This window comes from Arcobacter suis CECT 7833 (assembly GCF_003544815.1).
Taxonomy (GTDB): domain Bacteria; phylum Campylobacterota; class Campylobacteria; order Campylobacterales; family Arcobacteraceae; genus Aliarcobacter; species Aliarcobacter suis.
In genome coordinates this window covers 1295728-1316036 of sequence record NZ_CP032100.1, presented here as the reverse complement: position 1 = coordinate 1316036, position 20309 = coordinate 1295728, and the positions used below count along the sequence as shown (strand labels likewise).

Here is a 20309-nt window from a genome sequence, read left to right as displayed (position 1 = left end):
ATAAAAATCGTTAAATAATATACTTATCAAAAAAAATTATACTTGTAAAACATAGTAATAATCGAATATATAGAATTATAAGTTGATTTTGGATTAAAATATTATTGGTTTCGTTGATATATTTTATTTTATAAAAATTTAGTTATGCAATTACGCATAACTAAATTTAGAAGCAGTAGTAGATGTTGATAAATTTGATACGTAAGTATTTAATTCATTATTATTACTTTGATTATTCATCATTTTCATAATATTTTGGAAACTACTTAAATTTAACTCTTCTGAACTATTTTTGCTATTTAGTTTAATAGTATCAAGTAATAATTTTAAAGTATTTTTTGTCTCATCATTAGATGCTGTGGCAGTTGATGAAGTTTCACTATTTGTTGATATTCCAAGAGCTGCATTTTTTTCTTCTTGAGAAACAATACCATCTTCATTTGTATCTAACTCATCATATTCTTCTTCACTTGAAGAAGCTCCACCGCCTCCTCCACCTGATGGTGGTGCAGATTGCGTTGCTCCACTAGCACTTGCAACTTGTTCATAAGCACCACTTAATTCTTCAGCTGATATTGAACCATCCGTATCCGTATCTAAAGCTGAAAATTCTTCATCACTTAATACTGAAACTTCACTTGAGCTAAGTAGTGAATCTCCATCTGAATCATATTGTGACATTATTAAAGAACTAAAATCATCACCAGAAGCACTACTTTGTTTTGATGTAGGAGGTTCAGGCATTTCAAGTCCTAAATCTGAAAGTAAACTTGAGAACTCTTCTTTTGATGGCATTTCTCCATCAAAAGATGCTAATTTACTATCTATTGCACTTGCAATTTCATCTTGAGTAACTAAACTATCACTATTTGAATCTAAAGCAGAAAATTGATCTTCATCTATTCCTAACTCTTCAATACTCAAAGATGAATCAGAATTCGTATCACTTTTACTAATGATGTCTTTTGAAATATTACTTACAGGTAACATCATACCCATAGAACTATACGAAGAAATTGTCATAATAACTCCTTTTTTTTTGAATCATATAATTTAAAAGTAAACAATGGGTAACGATTTTAAGAATTTTCACTATCAATAATTGATTGTAAAGAAGCAAAATCATTTTCCATTTGTGTAATTAATACTGTATATGAAGCAAATTGAGAAGCCATTTGTTCATATTTTTCATCCAATTTTTCTGATGCTGTTTCATAATCACTTGTCAAAGTTGATAATCTTGTACTTAATTTGTCATCATAAGTTGTTAATAATCCATCTAATAAATTATCAAGAGAATCTAAATAAGATTTAAGTCTTGTACCAATTCCTTCTTTTTCTGCATATCCTACAAATAACTCTTTTAAATCATCATAATTATCAGTTAATGCTGTTGATAATTCTGTTTCATTGACTTGCATATAACCATCACTATCAAAAGAAATTCCATACTTAAATAGATTTTCTTCATTGTTTAAACCATAACTATCAAATAAAATATCTTTTATAGAATTCATCATACTTTTAAGTGTACTTGAATCTGAAATTACAGCTGGATTCTCTTCATCACCTAAAATATAAGAATTTACTAAATCAACTAAATCATTATATTTATCTGCAATACTTGTTATTGATTCTACGATTGAAGCATCATCTCTTTCCATTGTTATAGAAGAAGTTCCTTCATCAACCATTTTAATTATTAAACCACTTTGCATAGTTAATTTATTTGAAGATAAATCATAATCTATTCCATCAACTGTTGCTTTCATATTTTGAGCAGTTAAAACATGATTTGATTCTTCTAATCCTAAATCAACTCCTGTTTGTGAAATAGTTATAGCATTTGATGTTCCACTTCCACTACTTTTTACAATCATTCTATAACTACTATCACCTACTTGTTCCAAGGAAACATCTAAATCTGGATAATTACTCATTTCTGAAACTAAAGTTTCATAAGTTTTACCATCAGTTGAAAAGTCATAGGTCTCTTCTCCTACTGTTATACTTATTGTTCCACTATCCAAAGTGGCAGTTTTATCTGATATGTTATTTGATTGATAAACATCTTTTTGTGCTAACTGAGTAACATTCACTGTTATTGTTCCTGGATTTAGATTTGAAGAATCTGTTGCATCAAAAGAAGCTGAAGATCCTGTTGTTGATGCACTTATTTGATTAAAAATATTTGTTTTACTTGTAAATAAATCTAAATCTTTTACTAAATCTAAAAATTCTGAAACCATAGTTTCAATTTTGTCTAAAGCATCTATTTCAGCTTGAGTATCTTCTTTTTCTGCTGTTATTGGATCTAAAATAGAAGTACTTTCTGCTGTTTTAAGTTTTGTTAATAATTCTGAGCTTAAATCAACACTTCCTGAACTTCCAAGTCCTAATATTCCCTCTGCCATTTTTTTCTCCTTTACATAGCTAATAAAGTTTGCAACATTTCATCTACTGCTGTAATTACTTTTGCATTTGCTTCGTATGCTGCTTGATATTGAAGAAGATTTATCATCTCTTCATCAGAATCTACTTTTGTTAAATTGTTATAAGCGCTTTCTAGTGAATTTACTATTGCATTTTGAGATTCCAATTTAAAATTATTATTTTCAACATTTGAAGATACTTTTACTAATAAATTTTGATAAAACTCACTAAATGAAGTATTAGAAGTTGTCCCAATAGTTAAACCTTTGTCCCATTGTATTTTCGCCAGATTTTCTAAATCTTCACTTGTAAGTGAAGTAATATTATCTTTTTCAAAACTCAAAGTATCTACACTAGAACCTTTAAATAAGGGTGTTTGACTACTTGAATTAACTGTATCAACTAATGCTTTTGCAAATGCATCTAAGCTATTCTTATATGAATATATACTTGAAGTTGAACTAGTAAGTTCTTGAGTAATTGCTTTTAATGAACCTCCACTTAGTGATAATTTATTATTATAAACAGCCAGAGAAACATTATTTTGAGCTTCAACAGAATTGGCATTTTTTGATATTTCATTTGTGGCTACGGAAATAGAAATATAAAATTCACCCTCTTCTCCTTCTATATTTGATTTTATTACTAAATTTTTACTAGAATCTAAATAAGCTGTATAATCAGAGAATTTTGAGTTTGTATTTATCTCATTTATAATCTGATTTTTCAATTCATTTTCATCAGTTCCACTAACACTTGCACTTAAAGTTAGTGTTGTTGTACCATTTAATACTATTGATATTTCATCTCCATCACTAAAATTACTATCATCCAAATCACTTGAATTATAAATATCTTTTTGAGCAATATTATTTTCACTAATACTTACTTCGTGAAGATTTGTATTATTAAAAATTACATTAACTCCTGCAATTTTTAGATTATAAGTATCACTAGTTCTATCTATTTCAATATCCACATAATTTGACAACTCTTTTTCTAGAGCATCTCTTTTATCTAATAAATCATTTGAATCGGTATTACTTTCAACTATTTGTTTATTTAAATAAACAATTTGTTCTAAAATATTATTTACAGTATCAACTTGATCTTCTAATTTTTGTGTTGTAGTATCAAGAGAATCATTTAATTCATCATTTAATGTTTGTAAACCATCAACTAAAGATTGAGCTTGAGTTGCTAAATCATTTTGATAAATTAAATTAGTTGAATCTGCTCTTAAAGATTCTACAGAGTTAAAAAAAGTACTTAAAGTTGTTGATAATCCACTAGTTTCAGTTTCACTAAACATAATTTCAAGATTACTTAAAATAGAATCTTCTTGTTCATAATAAGAGGATAAACTATTTTGAGAAACTAATTTATCATATAAATAAACATTTGTATTTCTAGTAACCCCATCAAAAGATACTCCATTTCCTATATCATTTTCTAGTTCTGGTAATTCAGAAGTATTAACCGTTCTTTTTACATAACCTGTTGTATTTTCATTTGCAATATTATTTGATGTAACATCAACTGAATATTTTGAGGCACTAAGACCACTTTTTGCCGTATATAATGAGTTAATCATAATTTACCCTAGTAAATTTTTTTAACATCAACAAAATCTATATAAGATAAATTATCATCCAATATAAATTTATTTTCTATGGCATCTATTCCTAAAATTTCATAACAAACTAAATATATTTTATTATCTCTTGTTGTTTGAATAGAGTTAACATTGTATTGTCTAAAATGTCTTCCATCTTTTAATCTTCCATCTTCAATTACCCTATCTATAACATTTACAATATTTGTCATAGTTAATAAATTCATTGATTTTTGTAATTGTAAAACCATTGATTCTAAAGCGTCAAAATTTGTATTTTGATAATTATTCATAAAATAACTATAACACTCAATTACCTGTGATTCTAAATTTTTTATTTCTAAATTAGTTTTCATGTATAATCCTTTATGAATTTAAATACTTAACAAGTGATAAGTTATTTACCTTGTTTATTGTTGAATATAAAGCAGTATATGTGCTTTCTAAAGATTGAGATTCAATAGCCAGTGCGGTAACATCAGCTGCTGAATAATTTTCTTGAAGAATGTCAAAATTTGAAAGTTTTGTTTGAACTATATCTTCATAATTTTCAATAGAAGCTGTTCTTGTTCCTAATTTGGCATGGGTTATATTCATTGTGTCATATGCATTAGTAACCGTAGATAAAGCATCAGATAAAAGAGTATTTGCTTCATCTTCCGTTATAGCATTTCCACTTGAATCTTGTTGTTTTAAAGCATTTATAATTTTGTCTAAATCATCAAATATAGAGTGTTTTGATTGTAAAGCTGTTGTTCCTGAATTATTTACTGTAAAACTTCCATCTCCATTGTCTGTTACAGGTAAAGAAATGTTTGAACTATCTCCATTTAAATACAAACCATCGAAAGAGCCATCATTATCGTTGTCTAATAATTTATATTGATTTTCATTTTTATCTAGGATAATTTCATTTTCCTCAAAAGTTAAATCTTCACCTGCTTGTGCTGTATTATTTGTATAATATAAAAGCTCTATTCCATTTACACCTTGTGTAGTATAAGAACCTGTTTCTACATTTACACTTTTGTTATCATTTGTTGCGGTATAAGTTATTTTTCCTGTTGTTGCATCTTTTTGAAAAGCTTGAGTTGATAAACTACTTCCTGAAAATAGATATTGTCCACTTGTATTACTATTTGCTAGAGAATAAATAGTATTTTTTGCAGATTCTATTTCATCAGCTATTGTTGCTTTACCTTCACTACTTGTGGTTGCTGTTAGAGCTTTTTGTACTAAAGATTGTATAGATTTCATAGAATCTTTCATACTTGCAACTGCTGTATCACTTGTGGTGTTATAAGCATTTGATAATTTCATTCTTTCTAGGATTGAACTATATGATTTAACACTATTATTAACAGAAAGAATTTGATTGTATTGTTGTGAATTATCACTTCCATATTGTAAAGCATCACCACTACTCATTTGGTAAGTTACTTTTTCATTTCTTTGGTTTAATAAACTTAAATTGTATTTAATTGTACTTATTGAACTAACCATAATAAACTCCTAATTATCTTTTTAAACCTATTAAAGTTTGTAAAATTTCATCTGCTGTTGTAATTGATTTAGCATTTGCTTCAAAGGCCCTTTGAAATACCATTAAATTAACTAAACTTTCACTTAAATCAGCATTACTTAATTCTAAAGATTCACCTATTATTGAAGTTCCATTATCATTATTTATGCTATAAATTGGATCTCCACTCTCTTTTGTTTTTGCAAGTAAATTATCTCCAATAGCTTCTAATCCGATATTATTATTAAATTGAGCAATAGCAACTTGTCCAACGGCATAATCAACACCATCTTGTTTCATTGTTATTATTCCATTACTATCTACAGAAAATTCTCCAAAAGATGAATCTGTTAAACCAAGAGAATCTAGTTTTAGTTGTAAAGATGATTTTGATGAAGTTTGGTCAATAGTTGAAATTATTTGCATAAATTCTGCACCAGCTCCACTATTCCCACTTAAATCAAGATTTTTTTCTTTTGTGTATGTAGTTGCTCCATCATTAAATTTTAATATTCCAGAAAATTCTTCTCCAGCTTTTTTTGATTCAATTACTAATTTTCCATTAATATTTTTTGCTTCAACTAAAAGTTGTAAATCTGGGTCTGAATTTATTTTTGTAATTAAATCATCAACGGCTGCATCAGAACTTGTAGCTGTTGCATCTGAGGTAACTGTAACTCCACCTATTGTGTAAGAAATAGTATCTCCCACATTAAAGGTCAAAGCATTAGCGTTATCATCACTTAAAATATCACTTGATTCATATACATCTTGTTGATTTCCACCAACCGCATTTCTTAAAGCTTCCATTGCACTTTTAACAGCTGCTTCACCTGTACCTTTTATAGCTTGGGTTAAAGTTGTATTTGTTCCTGAAGTTTCTGTTGTTCCTGATACTTCATTTATATCCCCAATAGTAAATGAAACTCCAGGTATTATTGAATCAATTTTTATAGTTCCATTTAAAACATCTACATTTGAAGTACTAGCTTCATTTGATGAATTAACCGTATAAGCATTTAAACCTGTTGTATTAGATATTTGGTCTGATAAAGCTTTGTACGTTGCAACTCTACTAGCAAGAGCATTGTACTCATCATCTGTTGTTACTCCTGAAGTTGTAATTCCAGCAGCATCCATTTCAGCTTTAAAATCCGTTGTTGCTGTTGTATTTACATAATCTTGTAGAATTTGACTTCCATTAATGTACACATATATTTTGTCTGTTTCCGCATCTAAAGTAGTACTTCCTGTATTTGGATAATCAATGATTGTACTTTGAGGAACTGATGAGCTTGAAATACTTTCTGGATTTAAAGCATAAGCACTTAAGGCTTTTGAATAATTTGTTATTAAAGCTTCAATATCTGAGATTTTAGTTGATTTGGTTTTTATTCCTGAACCTGATAATTCTGTTGAATCACTACTTGCACTTGTTGAATAATCTGATATTTTAGAAGCATAAGTTTCTATTTTATTTGAGAATTGAATTATTTGATTTCCAGCAACTTGAGTAAAAATATCTGTAAATGAATTAAGATTAGAATTTGTAGAAGTTACATCAGATGATGGGTCGATTGCACTTAATGCCCAACCTTGAACTTCATTTCCTGAGGCATCTTGTAAAGTTCCACTATCACCCATTCTGAAATTTCCAGCTCGTGTATAATAAAACTCTGATGTTCCTTTTGAACTTGTATTTGATACAACAAAAAAACCATCTCCCTTTAATGCAACATCATAAGAAGATCCTGTAAGATTAAAACTACCTTGTGTGTATTGTTTTTCAGCACTTGTAATAGCTGCACCTTTTCCAATACTATCTTGATACATTAAATCCGCAAATGAAACCCTTGAAGCTTTATATCCAACTGTATTAACATTTGCAATGTTATTTGATTCATTATCTAAAGCAGTCTGTTGTGCAGCTAATCCTGCTATTCCTGTCCATAATGCACTAATCATTTTAAATCCTTTATGATTAAATAGTGATTCTCACTGATTTAATCATAAGGTTTTAGTGTAAATATGTGGTATCGGGAAAACAAACACTTCTAATGATTTACTAACTGTTTGTAACAGTTAGTAAATTTTTGTAATATTATTATATGCAATTGTTTTTGCTTCACTTGAATACGCAGTTGCCGAATCTTGAGAATAAGTTAAAGCTAAATTATTTTGAGTTATTGAAGAGCTTCCATTACTAACAGAAAGTACCATTTGATAATTTCCAGCACTATTTTGTGCCATTGAAGCTGTAAGTCCTGAAGTTTTACTAATTTCTGCTGCTAATGCATCATAAGTTTTATTATAAGTTGAATAATTATAAGTAGTTCCAGCACTATTTGTTACTGAAATTGAGCTATCTTCATTTGTAGAATCAATAACATCAGAACCACTTGTTGCTTCATTAAAGTAATAAACATCATAATAACCTGTTATTTCATAAGCTGATAAAGATATTGTTCCATCATTCATAGCAACAGATGATACTTTGTATTGTTTAGTATTTCCATCATCATCTGTATCACCATTTTCAACGATATTTCCAATAATAGCAGCAGAACTTGATAGTGCTGATTGCTCAAAACTTAATTGCAATGATTCCATTGCTTCAACTGTGGCAGTACTAGCTTCTAGACTTGATAGTTGTAATTGAGTATCAAGCATAGTAGAAGAATCCACTGTATTTGTAGGGTCTTGAAGTTTCAACTCTGTAAGCATTAAAGTTATAAAATCTTCGCTTTGTAATTCGTCATTACTAACGGCTGTTGTATAAGTATTCCCGTATGCATCAGTGGCTGTACTTGTTGTAACTGAACTTGTTGTTGACATAAAATAGTCCTTATAGTATAGAATAAAAAATTCTAACTATCTGGGGTAAATATAGGGTATAGATAAGTAAATAAATTGTAAATGTTAATTTAACTTAATTACAAAATTATGATAGTTATCAATATATTCATACTCTAATTTAAAATTATGAATTTTGATAATATTATTTGAGACATATAAACCAAGTCCCAAGCCTACGCTTGAATCTTCATATTCATGGTTAAATGGTTTGTAATATTCATTTATATCTTTTTTTAGTTTTTCTCCTTTATTTACTATTTTAATAAAATCTTCACCAATAAAAATTTGTGGATTTCCATTTGTATTGTATGAAATAGCATTATCAATTAAATTTTTTAAAGCTATTGAAAACAATTCAAAATCTACATTTAAAAACAAATCTTTATCATAATCTATATCTATTTTATTACTATCTAATAATAAAATATCAAAAGCTTGTTCTATTAAATCTATTGCATGATAATTATCTTTTTCTAAAGAGATTTTTCCGGAAGTTAACTCTTCAATTTTTGCAAACTCACTTAATAAATACTCCAATCTTTGAAAAACTCTAATTAAAATATGTTTTCTTTCACTATCTTCATACATATCACTAACTAATTTTCCTTTAGTAATAGGAGTTTTTAACTCATGCATAATATTTCGTAAAAATAAATCTCTTGAATCTCTTAATTGTCTTAATTGTTTTACCGCATTTTCAAATTCATTTGCAACTTGCGAAATTTCATCTTTACCATTTGTTTTTGTTTTAATTGAAAGATCACCATTTGAAAGCTTTATCATATTTTCTTTTAAAAGAAAAAGAGGTTTCAATTTTTTTCTTGAAAAAAGTAAAAACCAAATCAATAAAATATCAATTGTAAATAAAACTATAACCCAAAAATATTTTGACTCTTTTTCATCTGCTGTATCAAGTAATACTATATTTTCAATTTTATTTAAGTCATGTTCAAAAAAATCACGAGAAAGAGGAGGAAACATAGTATTTGGAATAAAATCAGGAGGAGGTGGAGGACGCATAAAGTCTTCTCGACCAAATGAATGATTTAACTCTTTTAACTTATTAAAAAGATTTGGAGGTCTAACATTGATATATTTTTGCCCTTTAAATAAATAAATATGAATAGCATCATTATCATCACTATCTTTTTCTTCCATATATTTCTTTAATTCAGCTAAATTTATTGTTCCAATTTTTAAATCTAATGCTTGAAGTAAATTATTTATTTCATCATCATTTTTGTCCAATCTTCTAGAATCAAAAACAATTTTAAATCCATCAAAATATCTTTTTTCTTGAATTACATTATAAGCTTTATTATCAATAAGAAATTGGGCGATAATTAATACATTAATAACTAAAAAAATAAATATAAAAAATAGATTTATTTGGAAAAAGATAGAATCTTTTTTATTGATTAACCAATTTATAACCAACTCCTCTAATAGATAAAATATGTTTGGGTTTTTTAGTATTTTCTTCAATTTTACTTCTAACTCGACCTATCAAAACATCTATACTTTTGTATGAACTTTCATATTTTATTGATTCAACATTTGTAAGTAACTCTTGTCTTGAAACTACAAAACCATTCTTTTGTATTAAATACTGCAAAATATAATATTCTGCATTGGTTAAATCTAATAATTCATCATATTTATATATTTCCATTTTAGAATCATCAAATCTAAAAATATCTTTTTTATTTAATTCGGCGTTATTTTCAATTATTTGGTGGTTACATCTTTTTAAAATAGATTTTATTCGTAAGATTAATTCTTGAGTATCATAAGGTTTTGCCATAAAATCATCTGCTCCATAAGAAAAACAGGCGATTTTATCTCCTAAATATGATCTAGCAGATGAAATAATAATTGGGGTATCATGTCTTTGTCTAATCATTTTACAAACTTCAATACCATCAATATTTGGTAAAGATAAATCTAATATTATCAAATCATACTTTTTTAGGTTTAAAGCAGAAATACCAAGTTCAGGGGTTTCATAATTGTCTATTTTTATATTATATTGGTGCAGGTAATTAGTTAATATTAAAGCTAATTCCGTATCATCTTCTATCATTAAAATATTTATCAAAGTTACTCCTTATTTACATTTCAAATTATAATACTTTAACGTAAATAAAAAGTAACATTACTTTTAGAAAAGGATTTCTCTATTTCCTTTTGCATTAACTTCTGATAAAACACCCGTTTGTTCTAGTTGTTCTACTATTGTAGCAGCTCGGTTGTAACCAATTCTAAGTCTTCTTTGAATATATGAAATTGAAGTCTTTTTCTCAGTTAAAACAACCTCTTTAGCATCTTGATATAATTCATCAAGTTCTATATTATCAGAGTTATTTGAACTACCACTTCCTGAGCCAACTCCTGAAGTTCTATCTTTGATAAAGTTCATATCATAAACAACTTCTCTTTGCTCTTTTAAGAAATCCACAACTTTTTCAATTTCGCTTTCAGTTGACCAAGGAGCATGAATCCTTACAAGTCCAGACATTCCAGGAGGTGTAAATAACATATCTCCACGACCAAGAAGTGACTCAGCTCCCATAGAATCTAAAATAATCTTAGAATCTATTTTTTGCCCTACTTTATAAGATAATCTACTTGGTAAATTAGCTTTTATAAGTCCAGTTACAACATCAACAGATGGTCTTTGAGTGGCAACTATTAAGTGAATTCCAGAAGCTCTTGCCATTTGAGCTAGACGTGCAATTGAGTACTCAACATCTTTTCCACTTGTCATCATTAAGTCAGCTAACTCATCAATAACTACAACAATATAAGGCATTGTATCATAGCCCTCTTTTTGTGCTTTTTCATTGTAGTTTTCAATGTTTTTAGTTTTTGTTTTTGACATTAATGTATATCGTCGCTCCATTTCTGAAACCATGTTTGCTAAAGCATTTATAGCATCTGCTGCTTTTGTAATAACTGGAGTTAAAAGATGTGGAATATCATTGTACATTGAAAATTCAAGCATTTTTGGGTCAATCATCACAAGTCTTAAATTATCTGGAGAGTTTTTATAAAGCAATGACAAAATCATTGAATTAATTCCCACAGATTTTCCACTTCCTGTAGTTCCTGCTATTAATAAGTGAGGAAGTTTTTTTAAATCTGTAATAAATGGTTTACCAACTATATCTTTTCCTAAAATCATTGTTAAAGGAGATTTTGAGTTTTGGAAAATTTCACTATCTAACATCTCTTTTAAATAAATAGTTTGTGTATCTTCATTTGGTACTTCAATTCCCACAACATCTTTTCCAGGAATTGGAGCTTGAATCCTAATAGTTTGAGCTTTTAAAGCCATTGCTAAATCATCTTGAAGACCTAAAATCTTTGATACTTTTACATTTGGAGCTGGCTTAAACTCAAAAGTTGTAACAACAGGACCTGTATAAGTTCTTACAACATCACCCTCAATTTTAAACATTGCAAGTTTATCAAGTAAATCTGCAATTTTTTGATCAATAAAAGCTTCTGATACTTTTGATTTATTATCTTTTGGAGAATCTTGAAAAAATGAACTTGGAGGTAATTTGAAATTTTTTGGTTTTTCTGTTTTACCCAATTCAATTTGGTCTAATAATTTTTTATTTTCTTCTAATTCTTCAACTATCAAATTGTGTGATTCACCACTTGTTTTTTCTACATATTTTTCATCAAATAATGAATCTTCAAAAAATTCTTCTTCTTTTGCTTCTTCTTTTTTTTCTAAAACTTGAGGAACAATTTTTTTAGCATTAGATTCAATTGCTTTTATTTCTGAAATATTTTTATCTAATTTTTTCTCTATATTTTTATAGATAGTTTGGTTAATCTCTTCATTTCTTCTTTCTCTTTTTTTGTTTTCTATTTTTTTAATATCCAAACTATTTCTTAGTTTTATTTTGTTTTTAAATTTTTTTAAATCAGATAAATCAAACTCAGAATTTTCGAATAAAACTAAAGTAGAAATTATAAATCCTACTAAAACAAAAAAGTAAAGTCCAGCTCGTCCAATTATTGGACTTAAACTATCAACTAAAATATTACCTATTTCTCCCCTTAAATAAGGATTTTCAATAAGTAATGCTTGTAAAATCAAAGATACAAAAAGTAATAAAAATACAACTAATATATTTAAAACTAAATCTCTTTGTTTTATATTTTTAAAATTTATAATATATAAAATATAGATAAATAAAAATAAACTTACATACGATAAATATCCAAAATATTTATGTGAATAATCTGAAAAAACATATCCAACATTTCCAACTACATCTTGACCACTTTCAAAAGTGGAAAATTGGAAATAAATAATGATAAATAAAAAGATTAATGATATGATTTTTTTTGCTATGATAAAGCCTTTACTTTTTTAATAAATTTGATATTTTTCCTTGTAATTTAAGCCATTCTCTATGCTCAAATAAAGGAAAACCTGCCCACGATTTTTTAGGTTCAGTTATACTTTTTGTAACTCCACCACGAGCTGCAATTGTTGTAAATGCTGCAATTTCTAAATGTCCAGCTGTTCCACTTTGTCCACCCATTATTACATAAGGATTTAAAATAGTTGAGCCTGAAAGACCAACTTGAGCAACTAAAATTGATCCTCTACTTATTTTACAATTGTGCCCTATATGTACAAGATTATCAATTCTTACACCATCTTCAATTATTGTTGAATTAAAAACTGCTCTGTCTATTGAAGAATTTGAACCAATTTCAACATCATTTCCAATAATTACATTTCCATTTTGATAAATTTTAATATATTTTCCATCTTTTGTATTTGCAAAACCAAAACCATCACTTCCAATAACAGTTCCTGCATGAATAATACAATCATTTCCTACTGTACAATCCCTATAAATCGTAACATTTGGATAAATAATAGTGTTATTTCCTATTTTTACATTATCACCTATAAAAGCTCCTGCCATAATTGTGCAATCACTTCCAATAACTGAATCTTTTCCTATATAAACATTTGGCATAACAGTTGTTTTGTCACCAATTAAAGGTTCAGAACCATTTGTTTCTACAACATTTGGAGCAAAAAGTTTACTTATTTTTGCTAAATTCAAATATGGTTCATCACAAACTAAAGCAATAGTTCCAGAAGGAACTTCACTAGCATTTTCAGGTGTCACTAAAACAGCTGCTGCTTTTGTTTTTTTTAAATCGTTGATATATTTTTTATTTTCTAAAAAAGTAAGTTGATTTTCATTTGAATCTAGTAAAGTATTTAAACCTGTAATCTCTTTTTTTTCTTCTTGGCAATTTATACCAATAAAATCTGTAATCTCTTTAAGAGTCATTTTTTATCCTTATTATTAAGAATAAGATAAGAGTAAAAACTCTTATCTTTCCATTGCAACAATTCCACTTCTTACAACTTCAAGTGGATTAAATTTTTGCATAACTTTTATAAAATTCATAATTCTTGCACTTGAATCAGTTGCTGAAACGATAATTGCTTCATCTGTAACATTTTGAATCGAACCATGATATGCTCGTGCAATAACATCAATATCTGATAAATTATTATCAATTGAAAATTTCATTAAAACTGTATCTTTTTCAATAACATTTTTATGTTCATTTACTCTTAATACTGGAATTAATTTATTTAATTGTTTAACAATTTGATCTATCACTCTTTTATCACCAGTTGTTACAATCGTCATTCTTGAATATTGACTATCTGTAATTGGAGCGACAGTTAATGAGTCAATATTGTAACCTCGCGCTGAAAATAATCCAACAATTCTTGATAATACATTATGCTCATTTAATACAATTACAGATATTACCTGTCTTGATATTTCTGAGTCGTAGTAGTGATTAAAATTGTTCATTATTTTCCTCCTTCAATTAATGTCATTTCATTTAATGCATGACCATTTGGAACCATTGGTAATACCTCTTCATTTCTAGCAACAACAACTTCTATCATTGCTGGTCTTTTTTTCTCAACAGCGTCTTTTAAAGCAGCATCAAACTCTTCTTTTGTTGTAACTCTGTAACCTAGTCCTCCAAAAGCTTCAACAAGCATTTTAAAGTTTGGTTGAGCTGATAAGTCAGTTTGTGATAATCTGTTTTCATAGAACATTGTTTGCCATTGTCTAACCATTCCTAAATAGTTGTTATTTAGAATTATATTAATAACTGGCAATTCATATTCAACACAAGTCATAAGTTCTTGAATATTCATCAAAATCGAACCATCACCTGTAAAGTTAATAGAAACTTTATCAGTTCCTTTTAAAGCTCGAGCAACTCCCATAGCAGCTGGTAATCCAAATCCCATAGTTCCTAAACCACCAGATGTAATCCATTGTCTTGGATATGAAAATGGATAAAACTGAGCTGTCCACATTTGATGTTGTCCAACATCTGTAGAAATAATAGCTTTTGCACCTAATAAATGCCCTACTCTTTGAATTGGCCATTGAGGTTTAATAACTTCATTTGAATCAATATATCTTAAAGGCTCTTTTTCTCTATAATCTCTTAATAATTCAACCCAATTTGAATAATCATTAAATTCATTTTCTTCAATAGATTCAATCATAGCTTTAACTGTGATTTTTAAATCCCCAACTATTGGATAATCAGGAACTACAAGTTTTGCAATAGAAGTTGGATCAATATCAACATGAATAATTTTTGCTTTTGAAGCAAACTCATCAAGTCTTCCTGTTACCCTATCATCAAATCTAGCACCTAAAGAGATTAATAAATCTGTTTCATGAGCAGCCATATTTGCTGAAAACTCTCCATGCATTCCTAACATTCCAAAAAATAATGGATTTTCATCGCCCATTACACCTCTTGCCATTAATGTTTCAACTGCTGGAATATTTAGTTTTTTTGCTAATTCTCTAATTTCAAATGCACAGTTTGATAAAACAGCTCCACCACCAACATAAAGTAAAGGTTTTTTAGCATTTGCAATTGCTTCCATTGCTCTTTTTAACTGTTTTTTATTGTAATTAACAGTTGGTTTGTATGTTGGTAAATTTATCTCTTTTGGATAAATAAATTCTGCAACTTGAGCTGTAATATCTTTTGGAATATCCACATGTACAGGTCCTGGTCTTCCAGTGCTTGCTATATGAAACGCCTCTTTAATAATTCTTGGTAAATCTTCAATTCTATTAACTAAATAATTATGTTTTGTACAAGGTCTTGAAATCCCAACAGCATCAATTTCTTGAAAACCATCAGAACCAATAATTGTTGTTGGAACTTGTCCTGAAATTACAACCAATGGAATAGAATCCATATAAGCATCTGCTAATCCAGTTACTGCGTTTGTAAATCCAGGTCCGCTAGTTACAATTGAAACTCCAACTTTTCCAGTAGCTCTTGCATATCCTTCTGCTGCAATTATTGAAGCTTGTTCATGTCTATTTAGAATGTGTTGAAAATAGTTTTGTTTATATATTTCATCATAGACGTTCATAATAGCGCCTCCAGGGTATCCAAATACTACTTCAACCCCTTCTTGATGTAATGATTCTACAACCATTTTTGCGCCAGTCATTCTCATAATAATTCTCCGTTTTTCTAAAAATAAGTCTTTATTTTACTAAAACAATGATTAAATTACGGTTTGATGATTTAATTAATTTTAAATTTCTTCAGGAATAGAAAAATAATATCCTTGAGCATAATCAATCCCAAGTATTTTTACAATTTCAAAAATCTCTTTGCTACTTACATATTCAGCTATAACTTTTATATCAGCCTCTTTTGCAAATTCAACAATACTTTTTACTAAAAGAAAAGATATTTTATCATCTAGAATTTTACTTATAATGCTTCCATCAATTTTTATATAGTCGGTTTTTATTTCTGTTAAATAAATAAAATTTGAATATCCACTTCCAAAATCATCAATAAATATTTTATAACCTAACTTTTTTAACATCAATAAATTATCTTTTGCATCTTTAGAATTTATTAAATCTTCGCTTTCAACAATTTCTAAACCTAATCTATTTGAAATATTTTCTTCTAAAGCAAAATTCTTTAAAATTAGAAGAATTGAACTATCAATAATATCTTTTGGATTTAAATTTATATTGATTTTTATATCTTTTTGTTCTTGTAATTTTTTATAACAAATTTTTAAAATAGTTTTTGTGATATTTCGTAGAATAAAAGTACCTTTTATAATTGGTAAAATTTTTTCTGGCAAAATTATGTTTCCATTTTTATCTATAATTCTAAGTAATGCTTCATAATGAGAAATTTCTAAAGTTTCAGTATCTATAATTTCTTGATAATAGCAAATAACCTGTTTTTTTTCTATTGCATCTTTTATTTCATTTATTGAAATAGATAAATCATTGTATTTGTTTTCTCGTTCATCATAAATTTCAATATTATTTCTACCTTTATTTTTTGCATTATATAAAGCAAGATCAGCTAATCTAAAAGCATCAGAAAAACTTCTTGATTTATAAGGTACAAGATTTACACCAATAGATACAGTTACATTTATAAACTCTTGATTATTGATATAAAACTCAGTATTTTGGATATTTCTAAAAATTCTTTCTATTACATTTAAAGCACTTATATTGTCATTTCGATTAATTTTTGCCAAAATTACAAACTCTTCTCCACCATATCTAATAACAATATCTTCTTTTATTCTAACCGTTGAAGTAATTATTTGAGCAGTCTGACTTAGGATTTTATCTCCAACATAATGTCCATAAGTATCATTTACAACTTTAAAATGATCAATATCTAAAGTTGCTAATATATAATCATTTAAATTTATAAAATTTTCTGATTCTTGTAAATAATTTCGATTATAAACTCCTGTTAATTTATCAGTAAAAGCGCTTTTTTTAATAGCAATATATTTAAAAGTTTGAATCAATAAAAGAATCAAAAAAACTACAACGATAAAAATGATAGCAATAATTGAATATTGCATCCAATTGAGTATTTTATTTATATCTTCAATTTTTTTAATTGAAAAATCCACTGCCAAAATAAGTTCAACTTCATTGTTTTTCAAAATTGGAACTAAATATGTAATAGATAATTGTTGTGAAAAACCATGTTCAATAATAAGTGGTTTTTTTGTTTCAAAAATTTCTAACCATCTTGAATTATCTATGTCAAATTTTTGATTAAAAAAAGCCTTTTCATTCTCTTTTGCACCATCTGCTAAAAATCTAAAAATTCCTCGTTGGTCTTTGTAAATTAAATAAGCGTATTTTATATTAGAAGTTAATAATAAACTCAAATTTTCTTCAATTTGAGTTCGTAAAGTAGAATTTGTTTCTAACTCTTTTGGATAACTTTTTAAGCTTGATTGTAAAGATTTTTCTATGTAAGAAGCATTATTATTTGATATTGAGATAACATCAAAAGTTGATATTTCAATCATTTTTTCAGTTGTGTTTTTTTCTAATTTAATTGTTCCATAAAGTAATAATGAAAAAACAAAAGATATAAAAAGAGCCAAAAAAATCAAATAAATAGGATTTTTAATAAATAAAATTTTTCTCATTAAAAATCTTCCACGAATTTATCATAATCATCTGGTAATTCTATTTTTTGTTTTTCTAATCTAGCTTTTATAAAAGTAATATTTGGTCTACTTTTATTCCAAAAAAATGCACCTAAATATCTTTTGTCATTTAATAATTTTTCATAATTATTAGTAAAAAAGATTTTATCTGTATTATTTTTACATAAAGAATTTGTATCTATACTCTTTTTTATAAAAACAAAATTTGCGTTTTCACAATTATCGACTAATGTAAAAAATTTTGAATAAACCTCTTTTTCCGTATTTGAAATTTCAGGAATATAAAGTTTTATTTCACTTTTTATTGATGCTGTTGCAATATTTGAGATTATTTTTGCTTCAAGTTCTAATTCTTTATCATATTTATTAACTAAAAAAGTATATTGTTCTGCATTTAAAAATGAAATAAGTGTTATTAAAAATATTATAGATTTCATTAAAACATCCATTTCAATGAAAGAGTAGCACTTCTTTCATAATCAGCAAAAGCAAAAGCTTTTCCTGAATCAGCATATAAAGATTCAGTAGAATTATTAAGAAGATTCTCACCTTTTAGGCTAACTTTTAAATTTTTATTTATATTATACGAAGCACCCAATGATAAATCAAAAGAATTATCCACATGTAAATCATAATAACTGTAAGAATTTCTATATAAAACCGAAGTAAAATACTCGAATTTATCATACGCTCCCATATATTTGATATAACCACCTTTACTTGAGTTATTCAAAGTTTCACTTAAAGTTGTTGTGTAGTAATTTATTTGGATTTTATTTGATTCTTTTAAAAGATATTCATAACTATATACGTATCCTGATGTTTTTATCGTATGAGCAATATTCATAAAACCAATATTTGGTTCTAAATATATAAAATCTTCTATATCAACATCATGGTGAGTAACGCTTGTTTTTGATTTTTCAGTTGTGTAAACTGCTTCAATAGTATAAATTTTATATTTTTGTACATCTAAATTTTTATCTAAAAAAGCATAATCAACATCAAAAAAAGATGGTGGTAAGTACGTTTTTGTATAAAAACTTTTTATTCCAAAACTCTCAAAAGGAGTATAAATAGCCCCTACTCGATAAAGTTCTTCTGAAATATCTTCTAAAAATCCAGCTCTTTTGTATTTATCAAATTTTGTATTTGCAATTAATACTAAATCATCTGTTAATTTATAATCATCTTGAAACATCAAAGAAGTAATGGTTTCTTTGTCAAAATCATTAGATATTTTATTTCCTTGGGTATATTTTTTTTCAGATGTACTAAATCCTGCTAAAAAGTTATTATTTTTATGTTCAAAAGATTTTGTTACACTAGCTTTTACTTTTGTAAATTTTAAATCTTTATCAAAATGTTTAACTCCACGAACTGGCAAAAATGACATTCCTTCTTGATTTGTTTCAACATTATCAAGATTATTAACATCAAATGAAACATTTGTTTTTAATGATTTATCATCTAAAAAATATTTTGTAACATCAACAAAAAAATCTTTTGTTATTATCTCTCCATCATCAGGAACTGCATCATAAGACATTCCCATATAAGTATCTTTTTTCAAATCTGTGTAAGCCATATTTATATCTGTATTTTCATTGCTAATATCTAAATATAAATATCTTCTTGTTCCATCATTTAATAATTTATCATCTTTATATTTTCTTGTCTCTTTTTCTTTTTGATTGCTTCCATAAAATAGATATGTCCAACCATTTTCAAAAGTTCTTGAATTTGTAAAACTTTCACTTGAAGAACCTTTTGAAGAACCTTTTAGATTTATTTCACTTCCATTTTCTTTTACACCTTTTTTAGTATAAAGTCTAATAAAATAAATTCCTGTTTCACTTCCAAAAGAAAAAGAACTTTCTCCATAATAAATTTCAACATAATCAATAAAATCTAAAGGCAAATCGCCCCAAGATACAGCTGCACTTTGGTTATAAAGTGAACTTACTTCATGGTCATTAATAAAAACTCTAAAAAATCCACTAACAGTAGTTTTTGTTCCAGATAAAGAAAGAGAAGATAAACCATATCGGTTTTTATTTAGATTTAATAGTGGAAGTTCTTTTAAAATATCATTTAATTTATTATATTGCATTAATTTTATATCTTTTTGAGAATAGATATAAACATGTCCAAGTTTTTCATCTACAGTTTGTAATGATTTTTCACTAGTTGAGTCATATTCTTCTAATAAATAATCTAAATTACTTGAAAAAAGCGAGGTATAAAAGATAATAAATAATAAAATGAATAATTTCATAGACACCTAAATAAAGTATTTTTTTCGC

At 27.0% G+C, this 20309-nt stretch carries 16 protein-coding genes; all 16 read right to left on the bottom strand.

Features of this window, described 5'->3' with window-relative positions:
- Positions 1 to 150: 150 nt before the first annotated feature.
- On the bottom strand, positions 151 to 1023 hold the full coding sequence (locus tag ASUIS_RS06730) for a CREC-EF hand family protein (protein ID WP_118886298.1): 873 nt from the start codon (positions 1021 to 1023) through the stop codon (positions 151 to 153).
- 56 nt (positions 1024 to 1079) lie between these two features.
- Complete coding sequence (gene fliD, locus ASUIS_RS06725) at positions 1080 to 2414, bottom strand: flagellar filament capping protein FliD (protein ID WP_118886297.1); 1335 nt, start codon at positions 2412 to 2414, stop codon at positions 1080 to 1082.
- 11 nt (positions 2415 to 2425) lie between these two features.
- The gene (locus ASUIS_RS06720) at positions 2426 to 4027 is read right to left on the bottom strand and encodes a flagellar hook-associated protein FlgK (RefSeq protein WP_118887654.1); all 1602 of its coding nucleotides are present in this window, start codon (positions 4025 to 4027) and stop codon (positions 2426 to 2428) included.
- An 8-nt stretch (positions 4028 to 4035) separates the two neighbouring features.
- Complete coding sequence (locus tag ASUIS_RS06715; protein ID WP_118886296.1) at positions 4036 to 4404, bottom strand: hypothetical protein; 369 nt, start codon at positions 4402 to 4404, stop codon at positions 4036 to 4038.
- 10 nt (positions 4405 to 4414) lie between these two features.
- On the bottom strand, positions 4415 to 5551 hold the full coding sequence (locus ASUIS_RS06710; RefSeq protein WP_118886295.1) for a hypothetical protein: 1137 nt from the start codon (positions 5549 to 5551) through the stop codon (positions 4415 to 4417).
- Positions 5552 to 5564: 13 nt separating this feature from the next.
- The gene (locus ASUIS_RS06705) at positions 5565 to 7535 is read right to left on the bottom strand and encodes a flagellar hook-basal body complex protein (protein WP_118886294.1); all 1971 of its coding nucleotides are present in this window, start codon (positions 7533 to 7535) and stop codon (positions 5565 to 5567) included.
- Positions 7536 to 7652: 117 nt separating this feature from the next.
- The gene (locus ASUIS_RS06700) at positions 7653 to 8405 is read right to left on the bottom strand and encodes a flagellar hook capping FlgD N-terminal domain-containing protein (RefSeq protein ID WP_118886293.1); all 753 of its coding nucleotides are present in this window, start codon (positions 8403 to 8405) and stop codon (positions 7653 to 7655) included.
- 84 nt (positions 8406 to 8489) lie between these two features.
- Positions 8490 to 9863 carry an ArsS family sensor histidine kinase gene (locus tag ASUIS_RS06695; RefSeq protein ID WP_226800009.1) on the bottom strand — a complete coding sequence of 458 codons (1374 nt, stop codon included), beginning with the start codon at positions 9861 to 9863 and terminating at the stop codon, positions 8490 to 8492.
- Positions 9838 to 10524, bottom strand: coding sequence for a response regulator transcription factor (locus ASUIS_RS06690; protein WP_118886292.1), 687 nt, complete (start codon positions 10522 to 10524; stop codon positions 9838 to 9840). The genes ASUIS_RS06695 and ASUIS_RS06690 overlap by 26 nt, the downstream gene beginning before the upstream one ends.
- Positions 10525 to 10587: 63 nt before the next feature.
- The gene (locus tag ASUIS_RS06685) at positions 10588 to 12798 is read right to left on the bottom strand and encodes an FtsK/SpoIIIE family DNA translocase (RefSeq protein WP_192894478.1); all 2211 of its coding nucleotides are present in this window, start codon (positions 12796 to 12798) and stop codon (positions 10588 to 10590) included.
- A gap of 10 nt (positions 12799 to 12808) precedes the next feature.
- Entirely contained in the window at positions 12809 to 13762 is a 954-nt protein-coding gene (gene lpxD, locus ASUIS_RS06680) for a UDP-3-O-(3-hydroxymyristoyl)glucosamine N-acyltransferase (RefSeq protein ID WP_118886290.1), read from the bottom strand.
- Between the two features lie 42 nt (positions 13763 to 13804).
- On the bottom strand, positions 13805 to 14302 hold the full coding sequence (ilvN, locus tag ASUIS_RS06675) for an acetolactate synthase small subunit (protein ID WP_118886289.1): 498 nt from the start codon (positions 14300 to 14302) through the stop codon (positions 13805 to 13807).
- Positions 14302 to 15999 carry an acetolactate synthase large subunit gene (locus ASUIS_RS06670; protein WP_118886288.1) on the bottom strand — a complete coding sequence of 566 codons (1698 nt, stop codon included), beginning with the start codon at positions 15997 to 15999 and terminating at the stop codon, positions 14302 to 14304. Before ASUIS_RS06670 ends, ilvN begins: the two co-directional genes overlap by 1 nt.
- 81 nt (positions 16000 to 16080) lie before the next feature.
- On the bottom strand, positions 16081 to 17982 hold the full coding sequence (locus tag ASUIS_RS13695; RefSeq protein WP_192894476.1) for a putative bifunctional diguanylate cyclase/phosphodiesterase: 1902 nt from the start codon (positions 17980 to 17982) through the stop codon (positions 16081 to 16083).
- Complete coding sequence (locus tag ASUIS_RS06660; RefSeq protein ID WP_118886287.1) at positions 17982 to 18440, bottom strand: hypothetical protein; 459 nt, start codon at positions 18438 to 18440, stop codon at positions 17982 to 17984. Before ASUIS_RS06660 ends, ASUIS_RS13695 begins: the two co-directional genes overlap by 1 nt.
- Positions 18440 to 20281 (bottom strand): TonB-dependent receptor plug domain-containing protein, encoded by a 1842-nt coding sequence (locus ASUIS_RS06655; RefSeq protein ID WP_118886286.1) that lies wholly within the window; start codon positions 20279 to 20281, stop codon positions 18440 to 18442. The genes ASUIS_RS06660 and ASUIS_RS06655 overlap by 1 nt, the downstream gene beginning before the upstream one ends.
- Between the last annotated feature and the right edge of the window lie 28 nt (positions 20282 to 20309).